The following is a 25,202-nucleotide window of genomic DNA, read 5'->3' as shown; positions in this document are numbered from 1 at the left end:
TAGTATGGAATTCAACAAGCCAAAGCAAACGGTCGCGGAGGCGACGCGAACCACCAACTACGAAGGTGGGGAAGCGTTCGAGCCTTCCGACCCTCGACTCGCACTGTACAAGCGCACGATCAACCAACTGCTAGAGGGCTCGTTCTACGAGACCGATGACGAGCAACTCGCTGCTGTCGTCCGACGGTTCGACGCGGCGGCAGATGAGGACCCGGAGTTCGTCCTGCAACTCGCCGCGTACGCGCGCCAGGAACTCTACCTGCGGGACATCCCACAGGTCCTGCTCGTGCTGGCAGCCAACGACGACCGGTTCAAGGACGATTCCTCCGAGTCACTCATCCGCGAGTGGGCACCGGCGATCATCCAGCGGATGGACGAGACGGCGACCGCGCTCGCGATCCACGACCAGCTGTTCGGCGGGACTGCCCCATGGCCGCTTCGACGGGGCATCGAGGACGCGCTCGTCTCGATGGCCGACGCCTACACCCTAGGCAAGTACGAGCTGTCGCGGCGCGAGGTGACGCTGCACGACGTGTTCAATCGCGTCCACCCCAAGCCGGTCGACGCCGATCAGGAGGTGCTGTTCGAGCGGTTCATGCGCGGCGACCTCGACGACTATCCCGACGCCGAACCACTGCCGTCGCCGAACACGTGGGAGACGGTCATCTCCGAGCGCGGCAACACCCAGGACGCCTGGGAGACGCTCCTCGACGACGACGCGTACACGCTGCCGATCTTCGCATCGATCCGGAACCTCCGGAACATGCTCGAAGCCGGCGTCGATGAGGACACCGTCGTGAGTCACCTCGATCTGGGAGCGGTGCGGCACGCGCCGCTGTACCCGTTCCGGTACTACCAGGCGTACACCGCGCTCCAGAATGCGGACGTGCAGGCACCGGCGGTCGAGCGGTGGCTGGAGGACGCAATCGACGTCGCTGTCGAGACGGTGCCTGACGGACTCGGAGACACGTTCGTCGCCGTGGACCTCTCAGGGTCAATGGACATGACGCTGTCCAAGAACAGCACGCTCAGACTGAAGGAGATTGGTGCGTTGTTCGGTGCGATCCTGGCCGACCAAGGTGCCGAGGTCGGCGGGTTCGGTGACGACTTCCAGCCCGTGTCGATGCACGTCGACACGCCAGTACTGCAACGCCAAGAAGCGGTCCTGGGTATCGACGAGGACGTCGGGAATTCGACGAACGGCTGGAAGGCGCTGGAGTACCTTCGCGACCGAGGCGACCCCGTCGAGCGAATCGTGGTCTTCACCGACATGCAGATCTGGGACAGCACGCCATTCACGGCGCGCGATAACCAGACGGTCAAGGCGGCATTCGACGCCTACCGGGACGAGGTCACGGCGGACACCGCGCTGTACCTGGTCGACCTCGCGGCGTACGGCGATCTCGTAACCCCGGAGGGGTACGAGAACGTCTACAATATCTCGGGCTGGTCGGAGAACGTGCTCTCGTTCATCGAATACGCCGAGAACTCGATGCAGGTCATCGATGAGATTGGCACATTCGAGCCTGACTAACGCTGTTCTCTCGTTTTTCTTCGTCGAGTGCGAGTAGTGTAGCTCGGTATCACGCGGTCGTGCCACGACCGAGACGGGCGTTCGAATCGTCCCTCGCACACTCGGAGCGTAGCTCGTAGATCAGACAGCCCGTGCGACGCTCCTTGAGAGAGGTGACACCATGGCAACCACCAGTGACAACGACCCCGAATCGATTACGACCGCTGTCGTCACGATCCGTATTCCATGTGGAACGGACAGCGACCTGGTTACCGATGCCACGGAGCGCCTCTTGCGGGCTGAAGGTGTCGCTGACGTCACGGTTGACGAGTTGCAGGGTATCGAGCCGCAGCTTTCCGCAACGGTCATCACGGTCGGTGCCACCCTTCACTGGACTACAAGGATAACCGATACCGAGGTGAGGGCGCGGCTGGCCGATGTCCCTGGTCTCGAATCGATCGGACTGTGACATCTCTATAGAAATTAGCGGCTTTGTGCACACCATCGACCACAACAAGGGCGTTGGCGGTGGGCAGTAGAATGAGCACGAGTTTAGCGACGACGTTGACCCTGAGAAGGTGAAAGACGCATTCGAGGATCGCAACCTCGAATGGCGGAATATCGATGTTCGCGGAATCGAAGAGTAACTCAGGAAAACCGCTGTGGGGGGACCAATAGTGGATCATTCTGAACATCGCACTATAGAGGTCGATATTAGTACGATCTTCCTTAACCAACGGGACTGTTGAACAACAGCTTTTGTTGGTTAACTGGGTAGAGAGGGACCGAATCGATACGGAACAAATCGATAGGGGCGAGGGTGCTGCAGCGGTCTAGCTCTCTCGGCACCGATAACAAGTCGATAGGGGTGCGTCTCTAGGGTTTGGTGGTCTCTCACAACAAATCGATTGAGGTGTGTCTCTTCCGGATCCAGAATTCTGGATGACCAGCGCTAATGAAAACCTGGAATAAGCAAGCGTCTGGCGCTCATGCTACCAAATCATGCTGATACGGTGTGATATTTCTCTATATCAACGGTTCCACGCCAAGTCCTTCCGATTGCATCATGCAGACTCCCATCTCACGAAGTAACTCTCGAAGCAAATAGTGGGTGAAATTTGCACTTCAGAGACCGTGAAGCTTGATTTCGATTTCTTAGCGTCTCTTCTTGGCCATCCAAGCGTTTATACGCTGGAAGAGTCAAGATTAGGTTGACCAATGAGTCTTGATGAGGCGGTTGACGAAGCGCTCGCGGCATACAATATGTCGCGCAGCGAAGAGGCCGAGGAAACGGGCCGAACAGTCGCCACGCTCCAAGACTAACAGAGCCGCTTAGTCGAGGTTCCGAATCTTTTCAGCGAACGCTGATTTCGATAGCCCCGGCGTTTCCTTCAGCTCCGGATAGCCTGCCCGTTCGACGGCCTCCTCGACGAACTCGATCCAGAGGTCTTCGTGCTGCTCCGCGTAGACGACCTTCGCCTCACTCGGGTACATATCCAGCTCGTATGCAGTCAGGTCAATTTCGACCGCGTGTTTCCGCTCAAGCGTTCTCGCGCCGAAGCGGTACAGGTGCTTGAAGAGGATGTTCTTGCGCCGAACGGTCAACAGCCGCTTCGATTCGTTGATGTACTCGTTCACCCACTCCCGCCAATCGTACGATTCTGGGTCGACTTCGACGGACGTTTCCGGCATCGAGAAGTCCGGGCTCAGACGTCGGAGGTAGAACTGAACCAGTGCGACAGCAGTCCGGTGGTTGGCGTTCGGAAGTGCGTGTTTCAGAATCAGGTTCGAGGCAAGCCGACCTGCAACGGCTGTTGCTGAGCCCTCCCAGGACGTCCGATCAAGCACGTCCGGTAGCGCGTCGACGTCGATTTGCTTGTATGCCTCGACAGGAACGCCTTCTTCTTCCTCGTTCTGAGCGATGAGGGCGCGGTAGATCTCGAGCAACCGAACGACGATGGTGCTATTGTCCTCGCTCATCTTCGCGAGTGACGCTTTGAGATCGAAGTCGATCTCACGAACGGGCCCACCACCGACGCGGGACGTGTAGACGACGTAGAACGCTTCATCGATCTCGTAAGACTGGACCTTCACGGCGACGTCGTCGTCGTATCCGACGATCTGCGAGACGACTTCGGCAGGGTCCGGATGCACGAAGTCAAGAGAGAACTGCTTGTCACCGGGATGGTGGTAGTAGACGTGGCCCATCTGCGTACGTAGTACTACTTGTCGGTGCTTATTAACCCAGTTTGTTGGGCAGGAGATTAATGATAATCCGGCTTTGTTGAAACCCCCTTGCCGTCTTGCGGTTTGCTGAGAAGTTCGTTTCGCATCGGATACGCGAAAACCGGTCGGGAGAGTCGCTCTCCCCACTGTCAGCTCTGAAGGATTTCAACAGAGCCACCCAGATGGGATCGGGTATCCCCATGTCGAGCCAGCGTGACACGGCTCACGTCGAGTTCATGGTGAACGCCATCGGTGCAGTGGTGATTGGGTACTCGCTGGAGTGGTTCGTATCGAGTATAACTGGTGAAATGGTTGCTGCCCAATCACTGGCCCTCGCTGCAGTCGTCAGCCGACTCTACATCAATATGAGGAACAGCAATGCTACCTCACTCAAGGACATTATCCGATACAACCAGACCGTCGACCGGTATCTCGTTCTCACTCCTTGTGCGGTTGCGTTCTTCGCTCCAGTGTTCGTCTACCAGCTCGATCTCTACTCGATAACCTTCGAGACGCGAGAGATGTTCTTCGGTCTGGTCGTTGCCAGTATTGGCATCGGACTGGCGTTATATATGTGCGAGAAAGACTGACTGCTACAATCGCTTCTGGTTGGACTCATTCCTCAGATACGGGACTGTAGGCTAGCACCTCTGGGTCAATTAACCGTACAACATCCTCGTAGAACTTCACCGCGGTGTCGCTGTGTCGGCCTCGGCTGGGTGGTGATCACTATCGCGGTCTCGGTCGCGCTGTCGCTCAGATTGCAGACTTTGGCTCGGAACAGTTCGATAACCCCGTCACCCCCTATCGGGGTGAATGACGCTTCATTGAGGTCACACCGTTACTTGGAATGACTTCCGAATAATCGCCTCCATACAGATGGTACCTCTGAATCAACCTCGTTCTCGCTCGTAGTAGTGGATTGCTCCTCCTGAGTATGTTCCGCCTCTCGGTCACGGGCGGCCAGCTCAGCGTTGAGTCGTTTGATCTCTGCTTCGAGGGTACCAATCCGCTCGGTTTTCTGTTCGAGCGTCGCCTCGAGTTCGTCGACGCGTTCAGTCAATAACCGATTTTTCTCAGTCAGGTACGTACGACTCCGACCTGATTCGTCACGGGTGGCATCGACAGATGACTCGGCTGTATTGGTGGACGTATGTGTGGACTCGTTGCCGGCGTCCGGGTCGTAGAACTCCGACGTGTTTGCAATCGCTCTCTCGATTGTCTTTTCGCCGTACGTCGATCCATCGGCGTAATGGACATCATCCCACTTCTCGCGATGGAGTCCCGATTGGCGGAACAGCCGCTCTATCCGCATCCGATCGCCGCCAGTCCAGAACGCCAGGAGATAACACAGCGCCATGTCGGCCTCCGAATGGCTGTCGTATCCGGTGGTATCCCCCGACCAGAGACGTTCGAATTTCTTTCCGTTCGAGGCGTTCCGCGCTTTCTGTAAGAGTTCCTCGTCTTCGAGATCGACATCGACTGTCGGTTCAGACGCGTCCTCGGCCACAGGATCGAGACGGTCTGTCTCGGACGTCGTGTCTGACTCGGATTCCTGAATGTACTCGCGGTGAATCGCCTCGAGGGCATCCTGTCGACGCGCGATGCGTCCGGGAGTGACGTCGACGTGGTCGCCAGTGACGGTGAAGAACCGAGCCGTGTCGTACAGCTCGACGCTCCCCCGTCGATTCCGGCCGTCAGGAAGGTCACCGGTGATCAGCACATGGTAGCCGGTTCCGGACGGCGAAATCTCCGTGTAGGAGTCAAGCCGTTCGATGATGTCCCGTGCGGTGTCGTCGACGTCGCCAGTCTCTGGGTCGCGACAGTCGTCGAGGTCGACGCCGACGATTGTGTCGTCGTCGGTAAAGACGAACCCGACGCCGTCGGCATTCCCTGCTGCGACGTCGTCGCGTGCTGCCTCGAACGCAGTCCACGTGTCCGGGTCGGTCGCCGATGCGAACGATCCTCTCTCGGGTGTCACCGGAACCTTCGTCTGTTTGCCATCCCGTTCTTCGGCTCGCCAGCACACCCACTGGTCGCGCTCCCGGAGCGCTGCTGGAAGCACACCGGAGTTCATTGAGCACTCGGCGGTCATCCGTCCCACCCCTGCCAGCGGTCCGCAGTCGGCGTTCCCAAAACGATGTACCCATTCTGATATGATGGGTAGTACCCCGGTCGTTGCAGCCAGCCCCTAGGTCCCCCTGTCTTTCGAGACTTCAGTTCAGTCTTTACTAGTTGGTTGTGACGAGGCGTCTGGTTGGACAGGTACGCCGTACCGCGGTTCTGTATGGACACCCATCGTTGGTCGAATGCGCTGGTTGGACACTCTGGCTGGACACTGGTGGGAAAGCCAGCATTCGTGGCCCGAGCGGGGCACGAATCCGAGGTTGGACATGCTCGCTTCTGCTGCCCGTCGGCACTGGAAACTCGGAGATTGAACTGTGTCATGAATCTGGTTGGTTGTCTGAGTCGAGGAGCATCTTGCTGTCTGGCGTCAGGGTGATTCCCGTGTAGAATTGGACTCGGTCCCCATCCTGGCGCGCCCGTTCGGTCTCGAAGTCGACGACCTTCCCCAGCTTCCGGGTGAACCATCCTTTGTCAGTCGTCCCGTCGAGGTCATGCTGGGCGAGCCAGTGAGAGTACGACTCAAAGAGACGGTCTTCCGAGACCATCGCGTCCGGGGCTTCGCGAACGTACATGGCGGCGAACGCTTCGACGGCATTGTTATCTGCGTCGAGGTCAACCGACGGATCGGCAGCCACCGGGGGAGGTGTTTCAGCACCGAGACAACCGTCGCCCGCAGCCGAGTCCACATCGGGGACGTCTCCACCTGTCTCGGAGGCTGGCCAGAGTGATCCATCATCGAGGCAGTCCGACAGGGCGTATGTGCGACCGCTCTGGTAGACCACCGGTTGTCCGTCTGCAGGGACAACCACGACGACGAAGGCATCCCGGTCCACCGTTCCGTCCGGCAGTTCGTCATTGGGGATGAATGAACGCTTCACCGGGACCCACGCATTCTGGAACTCCGCTTTCGAGTCGTAGTAGTGGGTTTCACCTGGCTCGTACACTGTATACTTCCCAGTCTCTCGGTCGTAGCTGTACGTCGCCGGGAGGGCGTCTTTGGAGAGCTGGCTGTCTGCCGGGATGCAAGCGAATTCTGTCTCACCGTCCGAGAGGACGTACTCGTCGTCATCGCGCATCCAGACCGTCCGGTTCGAGTCCCCTTTCCGTGGTCGAACAGCCGTTACGCCTCCACGGGTCGTCGCGCCACCACCGAATGTCAGGCGCTCATCGCAGGTGTAGAATCGCTCGGTACCGTCGGCCATCTCCCGGATGGGTGGCGAGCAGATGTTCTCGACCCGGGCCGCCGTCTGGGCTGTCGTATCTCCTGGCCGGACGGCGAAGATCGGCGTTCGACCTGCCTCGCGAGCCCGTGCGAGGTTCCGGAGAACCTTCACGGGCCGGTCGGGTGTCGTCGTCTCGGCTTCGATGGTGAACGTGGTCTCGAATGCGGAGTGAGTCGCCGTTGCGTCCGGTTGTGCACTCCCATCCTGCTCGAGAATGCTGACGCTGAACCCGCGTTCGGTGAGGGCACGTTCGGTGTCGGTGAGTAAGGCGTCGTGTTCCGCCCCACCAGCTGCCCGGACAGTCCCCGTCTCGGGTCGGATTACATCCTCGCCGTCCTCGGACAGCCGCGCCACGACGATGTCGGCCTCCACGTCCAGGTCGACCTCGATCAACCGGGAGGTGTCACGGACGTCCAGCAGGTCGACGGGGTCGACCTCGATGTCGAGATGGGCCTCGTCGTCACGATCGAGACGCTGCAGTAGTTCGTCATCGACGGCGGTGGTTTCCACCCAGCCGTTCTCCTCGCGGACACCCTCCCGGAGCTGTACTGCACGGATGGCTTCTGCCATCGTCTCGGCCAGCACCTTCTCTGGGTTCGCGGCGTCGTTCGAGTCGCTGTAGAGGAGGTTCTGTAGAATCTCTGCATCGGTCAAGGGGTCAGTCCCGTACCGAGCGAGACTCTGTTCGATGATGTCGTCGACGGCGTCGGCCGATCGGAGCGGTGGATAGGGTGGGAACGACCGAATCAGGACGGGATCGGAGTATTGGCCTCCACCCAGTGGGAGCTTCGTCCAGGCCTGGTACTGATCAGTCGAGATGAGGTCCTCGGCCGTATAGCCCTGAAACCGTTTCATCAGAAGCCGCGCGTCGTCGACGTCGTTCACTGAGAAGGAGAGGAGCGTGTCGCAGTTGTTCTGCATCGACTTGAGGGTGTCTTCGTCGAACTGCGAGGGGTACTGGGACGCCAGGGTGACCGAGAGGCGCATCGACCGGGCACGGGCGAGCATCGATTCGATGTCGAGGTTCTCGCTCGCGATGTCGTCGAACTCGTCACAGAGGACGAAGTACGGGTCGGGCTCGGCATCCTGTCCATAGGATCGGTGCTGGATGGCGCTCCAGAGGTTCCGCATCACGCCGAGCGTGACCATCTTCTTGATGTCCGTATTCTCGACGGGCGTCGAGACGATGACAATCCGGTCGTTGGCGACGATGTCGCGGAAGTCGATCGTACTCTCACGATGGGCGATGATTCGCCGAATGACTGCGTTCTCGACCCACGACTTGATGCGCTTGAGTAGCGGACGGACTGTCTCGTCGTCCATCTGGGCGATTTCGAGACAGAACTCACGCACGTAGGGGTCGTCGACGTCGAGGGCGAACTCCTCGCGCCGCTCGGCGTTCAACAGCGTGAAGTACATATCGATCACCGAGAACGGCCGGTCGGACTGCATCATGGCGCGCGCCATCGACTCGGTGATCGACTCCATGTTCACGCCCCAGTACTCGTCCGTGTCGAAGATCGCTTTCAGGTTCTCGATGCGATTCTCGATCTCGTTCTCACGCTCTGTCGTGGTGTCGCAGTCGGGGAGCTCGAGGAAGTTGAGTCCGACCGTGCGGTCATGTTCGACCGACCCCGGTTCGATCCAGACGACGTCCTCAAGGCGGTGCTCGGGGAGCATCCGGAGGAGTTCACGGGAGTCACGGGCCTTCGGGTCGACGTAGACGAATCCGTAGCCAGCGTATGCCCACTGGACCATCATGTTGAGCAACGCAGTGGTCTTGCCGTAACCAGTGGTGCCCGTGATCCAGAGGTGGCGGAAGAGCGATTCGAAGCGGAGTGGAGCCTCGCGGAACCCGCGGTGTGCGTCCTCGTCGTAGCCGATCCACAGGGGAGCCTGAGCGGTCTCGGCTCCTGCCTCGAACATGTCCCGGACGTAGGAGCCAGCGACGACGCCCTCGGTTGCTGTATCGGTGATGATGGGTTTCCCACCGACGGAGGCAGTATCGGTGACTGAGACATCGTACGACTCTCCCAATCGTGAGTGGAGAGATGCATCTGGACCGGAGGTCGAATCCGTTTCCATGGATTCGAGTTCGGAGATAGCGGCCTCGCCGTCCGCCTGAGCTGCGTCTGCTGGTTCTGTCTCCGGTTCGGTGGATTCGTCATTTCCGAAGAGCCGTTCAAACACCATCATCGCCTCCCTGCCCGATCTCATCCGCACCGGTGTTTCCACTGGCCACGTACTGCTCGAACTCGTGATTGTCAGTCGATTCCCGTTTGGAACCATGGTCGTCAGCCCGCGTCTGGTCGTCAGGCTGAACACCTCCAGCGGACATCCGTGCTGAGAATGCGGGAACATCAGCTGGGACGCCGACTCCAGCGGCTGTCTGTGACCAGTCCACAGTCGGGTTCTCCACAGCCTCGTTGGGAAGATGGACGAGTCCAGCGAGCTCGCGTAATGTGAGGACGTTCATCCGCCCCCACAGCGCACGTTTGAACCAGCTGTTGGGAGTGAGTGCGCGCATCGCGGTAGTCTCGAGGACGGCCGGGAGATGAGATGCAGATGCGTATCGAGGGATAAACCCCTGGTTGGTGTGCTCGTGATCAAGTGCGGTGACCGCGTCGGCAACGCGGCTGAGTCGGTGCTCGGCTGTCGAAGCGTTCGGTGCAATGGTCACGACACGGATCGTCGTCGCGAACGCCGGGCGACCCAGTTGAGCCACAATATCGTCGGCGGCCTGAGTGTCGCGTTTCGACTGGAACACCTGGGGGTGTAGATACCCTTCGACGGTACCCTGCCGACGGGCTTCTGCGATGTGAGTAACGTCGCCGCCTCCGACCCGACCGAGCAGCCCTCGCCGTGTCCACGTCCGGGTAACTGGCATAAACACGGTCTGAAGGACGGTCGTCTCGTCGTCACCGCCGATGAGGCGGGAGAGGATCGTTCGGTAGGGGTCGTCATCGAGTGGCGGACGAGAATCGAGGTGTTTGACTGGATACGTGGCGTCCTGTCGGAGCTCGAGGTGGCAGCCAGCGACGGACTGCTCCGGGGAGACGTCCGGGAACCCAGTGCCGGTAACCTGCTGTGTGTCACTGTTGGGGTAGTGTGCGTTGACGAGGGCAATCGCGTCCTGCAGATCGGGTGCCCGAAGATAGAACTGGAGCTTCCCATCGGTGAACCAGATTTCAGCGGCGTAGACCGGTGCGTCCCCTCGATGGAGTGACCCGGCGGGTGCGGTATGGAAGCCACGGAGGAACCGCGGCCCTGCTGCAATGCCGTCGGTCTCGGGATAGGGTCGAATACGGATCAGAGACTCATTGTCGGTCGCCTCGTGGACCCGTTCGATGAGGTCTGGTGTGAGATCGGTGCTAGTCGGCGTTGCCGTCGTAGTTGTCGGGAACATTGTCGGAAAGGTCGTACGTGGTTGGCGTGCTAGTCTCGGCGACGGTCATCGGTGAGAACGGTGAGCATCCATTCGGGGAGGACGTTGAGGACGGCATCGCGTGCCTGGGAGTCGTATGGAAGCCGCAATCCCACGAACGCGAGCGCAACGCCAGCAGGAATCGCAGCGAGAAATCCTGTCGTGGTCGGAGCGACGACGCTGGAGAACGGGATGCCAGCGACGATGGCTACCAGACCGGGCAGTAGTCCGACTCGACCAGCAATCATCCACCACCCGCGAGCAGGTCGCCAGATACCGATAGCGAGATCGTGGCGAATCGAGAGATCGACATACCAAGCGACACCAGCAGCGCCGAGTAGCCAGACAATTGCCGTGAATAGCTGCGCAAGCGGTGTTGCAGGAAGCAAGCCTGTCGAAAGGGATAGAAGGCCGAGTGCACCGATGCCTGCAGTTACACCTGCAAGAAGGAGAATTACCCACGGACGGTGTTCACGGGAGCAGTACCCGCGCGGATCGTATCGGATGCGCTCGACCGTATGGGTGGTATACCCGACACCAACGAGGCCGCCGACAATCCACGGGTGGGCAACAAGTGTGGACGAGACTTCACTGGCAGCCGTGACGACTACGCGAGCCCAAGCCCAGCCGGTAGCGACGGTATCACTGAGAGCTCCAACGACGCCGGTTATGGAGGCGACGAGTGCAAGAAGTACGACTAGTCCGACGAGACATCCGGCCATACGACGGGCGAAGAGCGACGTCGCAGTCGGATCCGACAGCCAGTACGCAACATAATCACGCCAAGTAGGCGGATGGTCGCGCTCACGAACTCGCTTGGCGCAGACGTCGGCCTTCCACGCGTCAGTCGGGCGATTCGCACACGAGTGACACAGAAGAACCCGATTTTCGATATTGTATACGTTGTCGACGATATCTCGAATGACGAACGGCTCACCATCTTCTAAATCGCCACCTACGGGGTGATGCACTGTTTCCTGACAGGCCTCGCAAGTGGCGCTTTCCCGTCCGAGTACCTCGTCCATCACTGCTGGAAGATCATATTCCAGTGTCAGAGGCGTGCGGACATCCGCCGTCCGCCGCGTTTCCCTGATGGGTGTGTACTCGTCGGGGTCCATGTGAGAACATGTCGCGCGAACTGTATTGGTTCTCATGCCGCGACGGTCACCGTCGGGAACCGTATCGAAGAGCGCAAACCCGGTCATTGCGCCGAACCTCCATTTCGGCCACTGGGAGTACCGTTCGCTTCGATGATTGCTTCCTCCTCGGGAAGTGCGGTGACACGAAGTGGGTAGGTTCCCCCCTCGTCGACATCAAGAAGGGCAGTGCTGAACCCAAGACCTTCCTTGCCGACAACAGCGTCACGGACGAACGTGGCCTGTGCGTCGGTCAGACCAAGCGCGTCGGCGTGTTCGGGAGTGAGGTTCCCCTGGCGGTGGAGGAGCTTGATCGACGACTGGTTGATGAACGTCTCGGCTCCGTCGGTATCGTAGAAGTCGGCGAGTTCCTGGGTGACGAAATGCAGCGACAGGTTGAGGTGGCGAGAATGGCGGGTCGTTCGTTTGAGCCACTCGACACTCCCCGGTGACTCGACGAGGTAGTGGGCCTCGTCGATGGCGATGATCGTGTTGCCTGTTGCGGCCTTAAGACGCTCGTAGACGGCGTCGTACATCGGTTGCATCACGAGTCCCGCGAGTGCTTCGTCGGAGCCACCGCCGAACTGCTTCAAGTCGAGATAGATAACACGGCTCCCGGTGAGATCGACCTCGGTCTGCCCATTCAGGAATGCGAACTGACCGCCGGACGTGAATGGCTCCAAGTTCAGGCGGAGATCCTCGGCGTGACTCTGCCACTTGTCGAGTTCACCGTCTGAGTAATCGTCGCCGTTGAGGACCTCGGTTGGGTCGGCAGCGACGTCACCGAGGACAGTCCGCACGTCTCCCACCTCGGGACTTTCGTGATGGTGGGTCGTCGGGTCGGCCGTGATGCCGTTCTGGGCGTACGCTTCCCGAATACACCGCTCAAGAACCTGCCGTCGGTCGCCGAGTGGAGCACCGATGTACCCGAAGAACGATTCGAAGAAGGCCATCACGGCGCTAATGCGCTCGATGAACGGACTGACGTTTTCCTGTTCGAGGAGGTAGTCCGGTGTCGGCCTGATCTCGAGTGGGTTGACCGTCCGGGTGCCGCCGATGACGTAGTGCTCAGCATCGAGACCAGCTGCCAGACTCGCAAACCCACCGACCGGGTCGATCATGACGATGTCTGTATCGCGGTCTTTCGCTACGCGGCGAAGTAGGAGTCGTTTGGTGTCGTACGACTTCCCCGAACCGATCTCACCGGCGACCAGCACGTTGTACCCGTTCTCACGACAGAATCGATCGAGATAGACGGGGGCGTCGGTCGTTGCGTGATAGCCGTAGAGGACGCCGCTCTCTTCGATAGTAGTGCTCGCAGCGAATGGAAACAACGCACCGGCGGCTTGTCCGAGCATGGGCGTCGTCTGTCCGAGGTCGTCCTTCGCGACCGGGCTTCCCGTCACCAGCGAATCACCCTGTCGATACGCTGCGGACTTCGTCGTCAATCGCTGACGCTGCAGTTCACCACGAATACTGGAAACAGTGGTCTCGACCTGCTCTTTCGAGTCACCGCGGATGGTCAGATAGACACCGACATCGAGGATACGCTGGGCGTTCTCCTGCAGCTGTGTGTACACTGCTTCGTGGTCTCGGATACGGCGCTCAGTCACTGTCGCCTTTGCTGAGCCGCGATCCTGCGCCTCGATGTGGTCCACTTTGAGCGACTTGATTGCGCTCTCGAACCGCAGGAGCGACGTTCGAGGATCCTCCGGATCGGCGTAGATCGTCACATCGACGTCCGCGCTGGGATGGGTGCAGATACGGTCTAGCAACCCTGGCGACGCAGTCTCCGGGAATCCCGTCACGAACAAAACCTTGACCCACCGCTCGCCCGTTCGTGCCGCGTCGGTCTCCAGACGGATACCGGAGGGTGTGACTCGTGTCGCGTGCATCCTTTCCCGGTGGGGGTGAGTCCCAACGTCAGTGGGTGCGTCTTCAGTCCCGTCGTCTGCTGTCGTTTCGGTACTGATTCCCGGAATGAGTGCACCTAGTTGAGAGAACACGCTCATAGCCGGCCACCATCCGTTGCAGTGGAACCCCTAGTGTCGGTCGATGGGTGCGATTCTTTGGTGTCTTGTTCGCTCATGATTACGGGCGTCGTGCGAAGGTGAGGACCGTCGTCAGGGTACTCGGCCCGGCTGCCGGACCAGTATTCCTCGACGAGCGTGGCGAGGTCTGCCGCAGTAACGGAATGGGCGGAGACGCCTTCGATACTCGTCAATTGCTCCGTGAGGTGGGTGCGCCGGTCACGAAGGATCGTGCGTTGCCGCTCCTCAATCGCTTCGCGACGCTCATCTCGCAGTAACACATCGGCGACCACTGAACCAAGGGAGCTCCCGATGAGCGGGAGACTCTGCAGGCGGCTAACCCACGTATTGTCCTCGAGGCTGACTTCCTGAATTCCGACCGGGACGATGGCGTGGTACTGGCGGACGCTCGTTCCGCGTTCGTGGAACTCCTGCGGTCGGCGTCGACGGTACACCTCGACGATTTCGGAGAGTGCTGGCGTCGACTTGACGTCAGGGTCGGTCCGGCGGTCGTCGTACGTAGCGGTCATCCGAGCTGGGTCGACGCGCCGCGCCGACGAGTGTATCTGCACCGGATAGTCGAGTGCATTCAAGACAGCGCCAAGTCCTCGGGCTGCTCTGTTCCATTGGGCTTGGTCAGCGAGCGCGAGGTTTGCTGGGTCGATGCGGACTGCACCGACGAGGGTTTCGTCCTGGCGACGAATCGCTTCGGCTTCTGGTTCGACCGCGCGGACGTGGGTCAGCTCCCGTGCATCCGGTGGCGTCTCGGTACTTGTCTCAGCGGTTGTGTTGGTGAATGTCATAGTGTTCTCTCGTCGATGGTGGGCGACGAACGCGGTGATGAGGCCGACTGGAGTTCGGTGGTCGGGACAAACGTGCACATACGCGCCAGCGAGACCGAGAATGGCGAGCGCGAGCGCGACGCCAACGAAGAACCGGCCGGTCACGATGACGACGATTTCGAGCGTGACCATCGCGACGATGAGCGCTGGCACGAGAAACAGGAGGTCGGCATTCGACACATCAGTGAATGCGAGGAATCCTGAGTCAGAGCCAACGTCATCGAGAATCCGGCGTTCTGGACGGTCGCCTCCTGGACCAAGGTCCCTCATTGCGACCCTCCCTCACCGCGAGCGTCGAATACCGAGTCACGACTGATCTGCGTCTCCTCGGCCGCACTAACACCCCAGTCCTCGCCGGCAACTGGTTTCGTATCGTACAAGATTCCATCTTCGCCCCGGTGGAGGACACCTGGATGGTCACCGTCTGAGTCGTAGGCAGCGGCAAACCGGTCGTGCTCCCGAACGATTAGCTGTCGAGTCTGCCCCTTAGATTCGATTGGCTGGAACTCACCATCAGAGACGTATCCGGGTTGGTACCGTTGTCCGTCCGAGAGGTCTCCCTCTCCGTCGACTACAACTAAGTCGAATCCCTCGATGGCATCGGCACTTACGTCAGTTTTAGCACTGGAGCTGCTGCCAGTCGTAGTACCACCAGAGCTTGGGCGACCGCCGGTTGGCGTTCCTACGGAAGCGAGACCACCGCCACTGCTACTAGACGTCCCAGGACCGATCGCGCCGGCAGCGTTGGTACCACTCTCGGCTCCGAGTGCGGCACCGCTTCCATTTCCGTTCCGACTGGACGTCACCCGATCAAACAGATCGCTGGGAATACCACTGCTTGCGGCCGCACTGGCGGCTGAACTCGCGCCGCCGACGTTCGGCATCGACGCTTTGCCAGCGAGCGTCTTTGCACCGGATTTCGCTCGTGAATACATGGCTGCACCACCGATGCCGGCCATGATGCCGCCGGCCGTCCTGGCTGCTCGTGACCCCAAGAGCATCCAGAGGGTCGCAACCAGCGCCGCGAGCTGAGTCACGAAGGTGACGATGGCAAACGCGATCGTACCGGCGACCGTACTGAAGCCAGCAACTCCGACCGCACTTTCGACGAAGCCCATCGTCCCGGTCGCGATGTACGCCCCCGCACCGAGGACGAGCGCCGCCGGGAGCGGGAAGAATGCTGCACGGATGAAGATACTCCATCCCTTCTGACCGAAGTGTCCGATCGTCTGCATCACGCTGCCGGTGTCGAACAGCATGAGCGCCGAGAACACCGGCAGGAAGACCATGAACGTGAGACAGAGGAAATACGCGAGAAGGGTCGAAATGAGGAGGATAGTTACGATCGCCGCCGTCGCAACCCAGAGCAACCCTGCGAGCAGGCCCGTCCCGAGGAGGGTCCCGATGCCGGACTGAGGGCCCATTACCAGCTGATTTCCACGCGGTGCGACGGCGAGAATCAAGCCGTTTGCGAGATGCAGAATAAACGCCCCGACCCACCATGAACCGAGAGTGAGCAGGAGGTTTCGGACGAGGTTCTGTTCGATCAGAAAGCCCTGTGTCGCGAACGTGGCCTCCGGCCGAAATCGACTCGCGAGTGCAACGCCGGCACCGACGATCCATACTAGGAACCCGAGCGGCAGGCCGACCGACGTCCACCCGTTGTACGCGCCGGCTAGTGGCTGGTTCGTCGGGGGCCTGAAGACCACGATCTCGCTGCCGCGCATCGGCACTGGTCGGCGGAGGATCAGCTCGACAGTGCTACGCGCGAGTTTCTGCGTTGCGTCGAGCGCGCCACCGAGGATGCTTCGCTTGGCGTTTTCGATGACGTTACAGATCGCACCTCGAATTGGCCCTTTGCCGGTGCAGGGCGCGTACGAGGTCGCATTCTGGGACGCGTTCGCCGAACCATTGACTCCCGAGACGGGATGATTCGAGGGCGTTGCTGTCGAACTCCCATTCGAGGACGTCGATGTGGTTGTGTTGGCCGGAGGATCGCGAGGCGCCGTTCCGGGCTCGGCGGCGAACGCAGGCGCTACGAACCCGGTCAGGAGGAGCGCGACGGCGAGAACAACTGCAATACGGCTACTGACTTGGGGATGGGGTACGGCGCCGATATCGGTCGTGGAAAGCATGAGAATGATCGGTGGCGTTAGTGTCTGCCGTGCCTCTGCGGGACCAGTTCGGTACGTCTCCTTGTGTCAGAACCACGGCGTCAGTTGGGCACACTGTGCGGCGTTGAAGCCTGCAGCGCCGGCGGCCTGTTCGCCGAGAACGATGATGAGGCCGAAGATAGGCCCTGAGACCATCGCCATGGTACCGGTGCGACGATGCTCACTGGACCGTTCCGGGTTGCGGGACATCCCAGCACGGGCGTGCTTGAACCCACCGTAGAGCAGGCCACCGAGGAACAGGACTCCGGCCCCGGTTTGCGCCGCCCACTCGAACAGGGCGATTGCAGGCGTTCCACACAGACCGCCGCTACTTGATTGGGCGGCTGCGAGTCCGGTCATCGCAGCGAGGGTCAAGAGAGCGGTCACAGTTGGCGTCAAGACTCGAACGCTCCCGGTGAGGTTGTGTTCGAAACGGTTCCGAACACGAGTTGCCCAGGCAGACGTCTCCGAGTCGTCGTCAATGCTGGATCTCATGGCTTGACTACGAATCGTAGTACGAATCTTAGTGACTTATATTCTTGGTATCGTTGAATAGAGTTTACTACGATTCGTACACCAGGATGACCCACTAATCGTCGCAAAGTATGTACAATGATATGGGAAGCGACTCCAGATAAGGGAAAATGGAACTAACAACCCTCGACGAAGCGATCCTGGACGAACTCAACGAGGGTGCCCGAACGCAAGGGTTTCTCGTCGACGCGACGGGGGAACCGCGATACAAGGTACACGAGCGACTGAAGCTACTAGTTGCCGCAGGCCACATCGAAAATATCCACGAGAACACGGCACTCTACGAACTGCGAGCCGATCCGCGGAACGATAGTGAGAGTTGATCCTGTGACAGCGCCAGTTGAACAGTCAAATCCACGAGCTCGAGTCAATGGACCCCGACGATTATGCGGGTGAGAACGCTACTGTGAAGCATGAAGGACAGGGTGACGGATGGAATCGAGGATCCCATTGAAGAACGTCAGCGAATGCGTAAGCTGCTCTCCCAGGAGACTCGGCATCTAATTCTGCAGCTAATCCTCGGCCATCCGGCTCACCTCGTGTCGGTTGCCGAGTTTGAGTATATGATTCCAAAGAACAAGGCGGCCATCCTCGACCACCTTGAGACGCTACAAGAGGCGAGGATTCTCGAAGTCTATGTACATGAACCGAACGTGTCGACCCGAGATCTCCCATCGAAGTTCTGGGGACCGACTGAGCGCGGGATCGAAATCCTCTACGAGCACAAATTCCTACGCGGCGTCCCGGTTGCGCGTGCTATCTACGAGAAGACACGGAAGTCAGAGCGTGTGCTGCGTCATGAAAATGCGCCACGACCATCGCTTCCCGTCGCAGTCATCGAAGCCCTTGATTTCGACGAACCGGAGATAGATGCACTTGACGCGCACCAATAGAGTTTGAGTCTGCGAATCCGGTGTGAGTGCTTCTGAATTGTGAGTTCTCGCACACCAGACGGTAGCTCTTAGCTACCATGGTCGGTCTTAGCGACCGGTCAATCTGGCTCTGAGATAGGGACGACATCGTGTGTATGAACTACGACGGTCTCTCGACCATCTCGTAGCCTACGTCTCTTTCGAAGCTTTCATAGCTAACACTCTTATCGTTGGAATCCCTAGCCTCCTCTCAAGGATGTCGATCGATAGGGAGACGTTCGAGAACGCGAGTGAGGACGAGCTTGAGGGGCTCTCCGTCCCGGACCAAGTACTCGGGTTCTTGGCTGCAAACGACGATCGGGCGTTCAAGGCTCGTGAAATCGCCTCGCAGATTGAGCTCGACGAAGGGGCGGTCAGCACAGCTCTCTCTCGGCTGAAGGACCGCGAACTCGTCGAACACAAGGCCACGTACTGGGCCGTCACCGACGATGAGGACCGTCTTGACGGGTATAGTGGCTACGAGCGAGCAACGGCGCTGTTCAACGAGCAGCTGGGTGAAGAGGACAAGGAAGCCTGGCGAGCGCACTCGCCGGACGAACGACATCCGAGTCTCGAGGACGAATCGTGACAGACGAGGACGGTACTCCAATCTACGAACCCGGGGACATCGTGTATGGTGACGATCCCTTCAAAGGGAAGGAAGAAGCCCGCCCGTGGCTCATTATCTCGAACCACGATACCCGACCGTTCCACGGCGAGCAATACATCGCACTCACGTTGACGACGAAATCTTGGTTAAACGGACTCATCGAGATTGCTGCAGAGGACTGGGTGCGTGGTGGAACGCCAGAGGAGAGCCGAATCGTCCCGTGGGGCGTTCAGTCGCTCGAAAGCGAGGATATCGACTTCTGGCAAGGCCGCATCGCTCACGGTTTACTTGAGTCTAGCATCGAAGCTCTGATTGACGAACTCTCGTAGCAGCTCATCGCTACAATCGGCATCGGCGCGCCAGTGGACTGAATATTGGGAGTAGCGTCCAGGTCGGAAGGTGTCCTCACGATCCAACTTAACCAACAGATTCGTATGAAACTCGCAATTGTTGGTTAATCCTTCGCGAACCACGTTACTGAGTTCACTAGGTATATACTGCTCGGGAAAGTTCTCTCGGGTATGAGCCTCGAAGAGACGGTGGATTACCTCGCCGAGGAACTCGATCTCGAGCGAAGTGACCACGTCCGAGAGGTCGGTCGGTCGATCGCAGAGCTTCGCGACTAAACAGAACAGCTTTCGGCTTTGTGGAAATCCTCAGTAGCGGATAGGTTTCAGAGGCTCTGCTGAATACACAGCGCGAGTCGATTACTGATCATTCGCCGGTTGCTGAGGGGAATGGATACTATATACTGAGGGTATGATCAGGAGTCAATCTTCTATCAGCGTGTCATCCCGGAAGCAGTGGTTAGGTGAATTTGCTGAGTTGAACACACAGTGTGGCGAGTGCGTGCCCCCTACATGAACCAAGTCGACTCATCCCGAAACTTCTCAATTAGATCGGGGACAACGTCTTCCCCGATATTTTCGTCCAAAAGGGCCTGGAGGCCACCTCCGGACTCATATCGCTGTGCCATCTGGTCGAACTGTCCTTCATCATAAACTGCTCTTGGGGCATCAGGCAGACTCCCCATCATGTCTCCGTTCTGTTTTACGTATAGCAAGTCCGATGCAAACTCGAACGTTCCGAATGCGTGTTTGTACCGTCGGTTATCCGGGATTACATCACGAAGCGGCTCGCGAAGATTATCTTCCAGCCTCAATTTCAGGCGTGATTGGTTGAGACTAATTCCACGATCCAGATACGCACAGAGTTTAGTCGGGTGGAGTTCCAACGTAGCAGGGCGGCCAATTCGTGAAAACGCCACCTCGATGTTGACAAGTCTCTGCATCAGGTCCCAGTTCTCGGCCTCGACAGCAGCAATCCCTGCTCCGTAAAACAACCGACTCGCGGGGTAATGTTTCAGATAGTTGAATGCGTCCTTGTAGCTCGAGGGCCTCGGAGGGGAACTCAGTCTACCGACCGCTCGTAGAACGTCTCGAGCGACCGGGTTATCGACTTCGTTCTCCCAATACGCAGAGATCGACGTAGCGATGACTAACTTCTCGACCTTTTGTTCGTACGTCTCCACACGCTGCTCGACGTTCTCATCATTCACGTCCTCGTTCAGCGGTAGCGCGGAGTAGTCAAACACCTCACTATAGACACGCTCTGTTTCCTCCTTCATCAATTCGGAGAGGTCGATTCTCCGGTCGTTCCGAGGCAGATACTGCTTCGTACGTTCTCGGATGACCTCTCTGGTTAGCGGAGCGCCATCCTCTGCGTTCTCTAGCGCCTTCACGTTCTCTTTGAGGTCGGAGAAGAACTGTCTCGCACCATCTATCTCTAACCTGAACCCCTTGCGGTGGTCGATGATCACCTCTGCGAGCTCGGATACTTCATTCCGATGAGTCCAGTAGGTGGAGTAGCGTCTGTCTGTGCTCGAAAGAATCGCTTCTCGAAGGGCCTGGTCGGTATCACCAGACCAGCCACAGATGATGAGGCCATAGTCGTTCAGAACCTCGTCGATGAGTTCCAGTATCGGTTCATCGTAGGACGAAAGCTCCTCTGTCGTATTCTTGAGGTTCGTCTCCTTGTAATCACCGTGAATCTTTAGCACGACTGGGCCAACGTGGGCCAGAGGCTCGGCTCCAACGGCGGCCTCCGTCGTCGAGATCACAGTCGGCTCTACACCGATATCCCGGAGGGCGCTCTCCAAGAGATTGTCAAAGTTCGTGGTCAGCACGACCCTGACGTACCCCTTCTTCATCAGCCACGCGATACTCTTGTGAGCATCCGTGGGAGTCTTCACTCCATTTTCCCGTTCTTCGTCCGTCGGTTCGAAGTATCCTTCCAGTAGAGCGCGGCGCTCTGGTTGCGTATCAGCCAGTGCCTCTATGAGCTCATCGTACCGCGCTGGCTGTCCGAACTCATCTTCGTACCACTCGAACGGGTCTTCTGGTTCGACTCCTTCTATCTCAGCCACTTTCTCGATCAGGTCTTCGACCACTCCCCACCCGGTCGGAATCTCAGCAGCCTTCGAGACACCTGAACCCAACAGCAGGGCGTAAACACCTCTGTTGTTCCGCACCGAGAACGTCAACGCCATCTCTTTGTCTACCATTTTTATGAAATCTGTAGGCTATCCTTTTATACTTGAGTTGGATCAGCACAACCTCGAACGATGAGTTGGTGCGGAACTCACTCACAGGTTTGTGGAGACTGACTAGCCGATCAGTAGACTCTCAATATGCACCATGTGATTCCTGTCATCCACTGAGGTTTCAACCAAGCCCAGATTTCTGAAATACCGGCTGATGAGTCCTGACTCTCTGCTGTGTTGGCTTCGCCTGACTGAGGACGACGAGCAGGGAATCGTAGTGCTGTCGCTCACAAAAGGAGGCTAACAGGCCGGAGAGCAGCCGCCTACTCCGGCGGTGGGCCGTCTTGGAACGCTGCTAGTGACACGGCCCGTGTCGTGGTTGGAGTGTCGCTAGGTCTAGTGGGTTCTTCTCGTGGTGCCTCAACGGCTTCGATCACGAACGACCACGTATTGGAGCCCCATACGGCACTGTTAGCGATCTCCTCCGCGCCCAGGTCGACTACACCACTCGTCGGCGCGTCTTCAGCGTGGAACACGTCCGCGCCGTGTGCTCCATCGCCCTCACGGCAGCTGACGAGGTCGTCGTCGAGGAGCCGAGAGAGGGTCTTGGCGACGTGCCGCTTCGACACGTCCGTTGCCTCCGCGAGCTCTCGGGCGGTAGCCGACTGCCGCGACCGGAGAGCTTCTATGATGGCTTGCTGCACGTCGGTCGCAACCCACTCGACGCCAGGGACTCGACAGTCCGCGAACCCAGCCGGCACGGCACTGGTATGGACGAAGACGGTGGCTGTGTTGTCGGGGTCGTCGGCGTCTCGTGCGTATCGACCAGCGGATTGTGCGACGTGATTCTCGCGAACGGAAGCGAGGATCTCGTTGGCTGTGTCGGCATCGGGACCGACGAAGCCACGTCCATGTGCGCGTTGCTGGTCGCCGTCCGCTGACTCCACGGTCTCTGGCTCAGCGTGGAGGTCGCACTCGGCGAGGAGGTTCAGCACGTAGTCGTCGCCCGGGTCGATCGATCCGTGGACGAGTCCCACGTCGCGATCGCCGAACTCGTCGCGGGATCGCTCCTCGCCGAAGTGCATCGTTTCGGGCTCGTCGACACCGACCTCTCGCATCAGCTGTTCGACCTCGCGCTCGACGCTCGCAGCGGTGATGCAGGTGTCGAACGCGTCGCCGAAGTGGTGGTCGAGGTGATCCAAGAGCACGCGCGTCGCATTGGGGTTGAAGTACTCACCACTAGCGAGCGGTCGGACGGCGTCGCCAACTTGGACGACCCTGAGGCCACGCTCGTATCGCCGCCAGAGTCGGCGCTCGTCGACGTCGAGGACGCGATCGGGGAGAATGTCCTTCGTCGTGTTGCATTGCCACAGCGGGACGCTGGGATGTGCGTCGAGGCCGACCACGCACCGCGCCGTCGAGAGGTCAGGAACGTTCCGAACGGTACGCACACGGTTGTTGTCGTCGACGACGACGGAGACCCACGTCCGCGACCAGCCGTCGTCGTCGCGAGCGTTAGCATCGAGTCGGGGCGGGTCGTGAGTGACGGTACCCACGCTGCGCCCGTTCTCGTCGAAGCCCTGCGCCAACGCGGACCAGATAGCATCGGTCAACGCGGGTGCGAGCGTGTGGGCGTCGGGATGTTCGAGATACCACTCCCGGTCCGGTTCGTAGTCGAACACGGCCGCCGTCGCGTTCGCTTCTCGAAGGACGTCACCGTGGACGCCCTGTCCGTACGCAGTCCGCGCTAATTGGACGAACGACTCCCACGTGGTCACCGGCGCACCCGCCGCTTCGAGGAACGCCGTAACGGCGCGCTGGATGCGGTCGTTCGTGAGGTACTCGCCGTCGACGGCGAAGTCCGGCCGCTCGTCGAAGATGACGTTACACGACTGCGTGAGCCCGGGGACGTACGCGAACTGGTGCGTGGCGTGGATGACGTCGACGGCAGGATCACCTTCCTCCGTTCGCGGGAGTCCGTCCCACTGGCCGATCGCGGGGCACGGATCGTCTCCGCGCGAGCACGGCAGTTCGATGTCTTGGTCGTTATGCTCGGCGAGATAGGCGTGGGCGGTCGAGAACGGGACGCCACGGCCGTCACAGACGGCGTCGAACCACTGGGAGGCGGGCGTCCGATTCATCGTGATCTCGACGGTCTCATCCTCCTCGTCCCCCTCCTCCTCCGACGGATCGTGGATGCCGTGAGCCACGGGGCATGCTTCTTTTCGTCCCCGAAGGACTGCGTGCGTCACACCGCTGGCTTCTCGACTGTGTTCGATGGCAGCATCGCGAGCATCTCGCGTCGGACTGAAGTGGACGACCGGCTGTTCGCCGGTACAGTCCGCATGGTGAAGCCAGGGTTCGGTCGCGACGGTGTAGCTCTTGCCGAGTCCCGTCGGGGCGTCGATGACGACCTCCTCCTGGTGCCGAACAGCATCGAGCAGACGATTCCAGAGACGCTCGCGTGCCTCGTCGGTCGACGGCCACTCGATATCTTGAGCCGCCGCAGCACGCTGCCGCTCGTCGTCATCGAGAGCGTCGAGTTTCGCGAGTGGGAGCGCGCTCACTGGGTCGGCACCGTCAGGCTCGTACTCCGGGATGTGGGCACCGCGGTCGCGGAGTGCGTCGACGGCAGCCCAGAAGTCCTCGTCGCTCGGATACTCGGTTTCCGAGGAGATGATTCTCTCCTCAAGCGCGACGACTTGGAGCGCATCGAGGCCGTGCATCCCCTTGCGATAGACCCATCCGTCGCCAACCTGTGCGAGACGCGTGCCGCTTTTCGACTGCGCCCAGCTCGGATCGAGATCGAGGCTCCCGTCGCTCCGTTCGTGGGTGACGGTCGACCGGAGGTGGATGTCCGTCGGTCCTGTGTGCTGGATGGCGTCGAACACGTCCTGAATGTCGGACGTAGTCTCGATGTCGGCGAGGTCGGCCTTCGACAGGTCGGGTGTGCGGTCGAGTTCGTCCGGCCGATCACTGGGGGCGCTAGCGCGGGCTGCGTCGAGAGCACCTGGATGGGTAGCGACGATGTCGTCGACGATCCCCTGAATGTCTCTCGTAGACGTCTCGGTACCGGGGATGTGGTCACCAGTAACCGTGGTGTACCGACGGCCGGGGTACATTTCGAGTTCGGCATCCGGCCACTCTGGGGACGAAAGGTCGATCGTGAGCGTCGTCACGCCTTTCGGGAGGCGGAAGCCACCGAGTGCGTGCGCGCCTGTCCCGGATGGAGACCACTCGCAGAACGTCCCGGTCAGCTGCTCCAATAGATTGATAGCGCCTGGGGCGATGTCGCCGGTCTCTGGGTCGCGGATGTCGTCGAAGTCGAGGAGGCCAACGTGCGGTTCACTGGGTACGTCTTCCTCGGGATCCACCCAGGCGTACTTCTCGTCGTCGTCCCAGTCGTCACGGTCGGGACCGGTGAGGTAGTACGCGAATCCGAGGTCGTCGTCGTGGTCGACCCAGTTGCTGGCGGTCTCGAAATCGAACCAGGCGTTGGGATCTTTGGCGCCGACGAACGCGTAGCCGACGTCTTGGTTGGAGTAGCCCCAGCTAGGGTTTCGGGGCACCTTTCGGTCGTCGCTGTACTGCCAGAGCAACCAGCGGGCGCCATGTTCGGCGAGATCGGTGGGGAAGGTGTTGGGTTCGACGCCGTGGAGGTCGACCGCCGAATCGTCTTGCCGGCCGTTAGTGGCTCGGTCTGCGTACGTGGCTCCCTCTGCCTGAGACGTCGCGAACGTCGCGGACGAAGGGTCCTGAGAGGTTTCCGTCTCGTCGGAGTTCGAGTCTCCGGTGTCCACGCCCAGTTGCTTGACGTGGTGGTCGCAGAGCGAACCAGCGCCGACGGTGGTCGTGGCTTCCTGCTCGCACGACGGCATCGAACACTGCTGGTCCGCGGGGACGGTGCGCCTCACGCGACCACCCCCAGATC

At 59.8% G+C, this 25,202-nt stretch carries 17 protein-coding genes and 1 tRNA gene; 8 read left to right on the top strand and 10 right to left on the bottom strand.

The window, feature by feature from the left end; genetic code table 11:
• Window positions 1-4: 4 nt before the first annotated feature.
• From CPZ00_RS05535 to CPZ00_RS05525, 3 genes are all read left to right on the top strand, one after another.
• The gene (locus CPZ00_RS05535) at window positions 5-1,534 is read left to right on the top strand and encodes a TROVE domain-containing protein (RefSeq protein ID WP_096390005.1); all 1,530 of its coding nucleotides are present in this window, start codon (window positions 5-7) and stop codon (window positions 1,532-1,534) included.
• 27 nt (window positions 1,535-1,561) lie between these two features.
• Window positions 1,562-1,634, top strand: a tRNA-Gly gene (locus tag CPZ00_RS05530).
• Between the two features lie 60 nt (window positions 1,635-1,694).
• The gene (locus CPZ00_RS05525; RefSeq protein ID WP_096390004.1) at window positions 1,695-1,982 is read left to right on the top strand and encodes a hypothetical protein; all 288 of its coding nucleotides are present in this window, start codon (window positions 1,695-1,697) and stop codon (window positions 1,980-1,982) included.
• A gap of 863 nt (window positions 1,983-2,845) precedes the next feature.
• Here CPZ00_RS05525 and CPZ00_RS15575 read toward each other — a convergent pair.
• Window positions 2,846-3,721: a hypothetical protein gene (locus CPZ00_RS15575; protein ID WP_096390003.1), complete on the bottom strand. Its 876-nt coding sequence runs from the start codon at window positions 3,719-3,721 to the stop codon at window positions 2,846-2,848.
• Window positions 3,722-3,939: 218 nt separating this feature from the next.
• On the opposite strand from CPZ00_RS15575, the gene CPZ00_RS05510 reads away from it, so the two are divergent.
• A complete protein-coding gene (locus CPZ00_RS05510; protein ID WP_096390002.1) occupies window positions 3,940-4,329 on the top strand; it encodes a hypothetical protein in 390 nt (129 codons plus the stop codon).
• A gap of 251 nt (window positions 4,330-4,580) precedes the next feature.
• Here the strand turns inward: CPZ00_RS05510 and CPZ00_RS05505 are convergent, their stop codons facing one another.
• The 7 genes from CPZ00_RS05505 to CPZ00_RS05470 form a co-directional block, all read right to left on the bottom strand.
• On the bottom strand, window positions 4,581-5,834 hold the full coding sequence (locus CPZ00_RS05505; protein ID WP_096390001.1) for a phage NrS-1 polymerase family protein: 1,254 nt from the start codon (window positions 5,832-5,834) through the stop codon (window positions 4,581-4,583).
• A 349-nt stretch (window positions 5,835-6,183) separates the two neighbouring features.
• Window positions 6,184-9,282, bottom strand: a complete 3,099-nt coding sequence (locus tag CPZ00_RS05500) for a TraM recognition domain-containing protein (protein WP_172861859.1) — start codon at window positions 9,280-9,282, stop codon at window positions 6,184-6,186.
• Window positions 9,272-10,495 carry a hypothetical protein gene (locus tag CPZ00_RS05495; protein ID WP_096390000.1) on the bottom strand — a complete coding sequence of 408 codons (1,224 nt, stop codon included), beginning with the start codon at window positions 10,493-10,495 and terminating at the stop codon, window positions 9,272-9,274. The genes CPZ00_RS05500 and CPZ00_RS05495 overlap by 11 nt, the downstream gene beginning before the upstream one ends.
• A gap of 29 nt (window positions 10,496-10,524) precedes the next feature.
• On the bottom strand, window positions 10,525-11,718 hold the full coding sequence (locus CPZ00_RS15300) for a hypothetical protein (RefSeq protein WP_157744189.1): 1,194 nt from the start codon (window positions 11,716-11,718) through the stop codon (window positions 10,525-10,527).
• The gene (locus CPZ00_RS05485; protein WP_199243396.1) at window positions 11,715-13,661 is read right to left on the bottom strand and encodes a VirB4 family type IV secretion system protein; all 1,947 of its coding nucleotides are present in this window, start codon (window positions 13,659-13,661) and stop codon (window positions 11,715-11,717) included. The genes CPZ00_RS15300 and CPZ00_RS05485 overlap by 4 nt, the downstream gene beginning before the upstream one ends.
• Window positions 13,658-14,791, bottom strand: coding sequence for a hypothetical protein (locus CPZ00_RS05480; protein ID WP_157744188.1), 1,134 nt, complete (start codon window positions 14,789-14,791; stop codon window positions 13,658-13,660). The genes CPZ00_RS05485 and CPZ00_RS05480 overlap by 4 nt, the downstream gene beginning before the upstream one ends.
• Entirely contained in the window at window positions 14,788-16,656 is a 1,869-nt protein-coding gene (locus CPZ00_RS05470) for a hypothetical protein (RefSeq protein ID WP_157744187.1), read from the bottom strand. Before CPZ00_RS05470 ends, CPZ00_RS05480 begins: the two co-directional genes overlap by 4 nt.
• Window positions 16,657-17,318: 662 nt before the next feature.
• Between CPZ00_RS05470 and CPZ00_RS05460 the strand changes: the two genes are divergently transcribed.
• The 4 genes from CPZ00_RS05460 (at window position 17,319) to CPZ00_RS05445 (ending at window position 19,058) form a co-directional block, all read left to right on the top strand.
• Window positions 17,319-17,531 (top strand): hypothetical protein, encoded by a 213-nt coding sequence (locus CPZ00_RS05460; protein WP_096389994.1) that lies wholly within the window; start codon window positions 17,319-17,321, stop codon window positions 17,529-17,531.
• A 90-nt stretch (window positions 17,532-17,621) separates the two neighbouring features.
• The gene (locus tag CPZ00_RS05455) at window positions 17,622-18,101 is read left to right on the top strand and encodes a hypothetical protein (RefSeq protein WP_096389993.1); all 480 of its coding nucleotides are present in this window, start codon (window positions 17,622-17,624) and stop codon (window positions 18,099-18,101) included.
• 235 nt (window positions 18,102-18,336) lie between these two features.
• Window positions 18,337-18,708 (top strand): MarR family transcriptional regulator, encoded by a 372-nt coding sequence (locus CPZ00_RS05450; RefSeq protein ID WP_096389992.1) that lies wholly within the window; start codon window positions 18,337-18,339, stop codon window positions 18,706-18,708.
• Entirely contained in the window at window positions 18,705-19,058 is a 354-nt protein-coding gene (locus CPZ00_RS05445) for a type II toxin-antitoxin system PemK/MazF family toxin (RefSeq protein ID WP_096389991.1), read from the top strand. The genes CPZ00_RS05450 and CPZ00_RS05445 overlap by 4 nt, the downstream gene beginning before the upstream one ends.
• 527 nt (window positions 19,059-19,585) lie before the next feature.
• On the opposite strand, the gene CPZ00_RS05440 is transcribed toward CPZ00_RS05445, so the two are convergent.
• Window positions 19,586-21,292, bottom strand: coding sequence for an SIR2 family protein (locus CPZ00_RS05440; protein ID WP_096389990.1), 1,707 nt, complete (start codon window positions 21,290-21,292; stop codon window positions 19,586-19,588).
• Window positions 21,293-21,594: 302 nt separating this feature from the next.
• Entirely contained in the window at window positions 21,595-25,185 is a 3,591-nt protein-coding gene (locus CPZ00_RS05435; RefSeq protein ID WP_157744186.1) for a hypothetical protein, read from the bottom strand.
• Between the last annotated feature and the right edge of the window lie 17 nt (window positions 25,186-25,202).

Source organism: Halopenitus persicus (assembly GCF_002355635.1).
GTDB classification, from domain to species: domain Archaea; phylum Halobacteriota; class Halobacteria; order Halobacteriales; family Haloferacaceae; genus Halopenitus; species Halopenitus persicus_A.
Note: the sequence above shows the minus strand (reverse complement) of the source record. Positions and strands in the feature narration are given on the sequence as shown.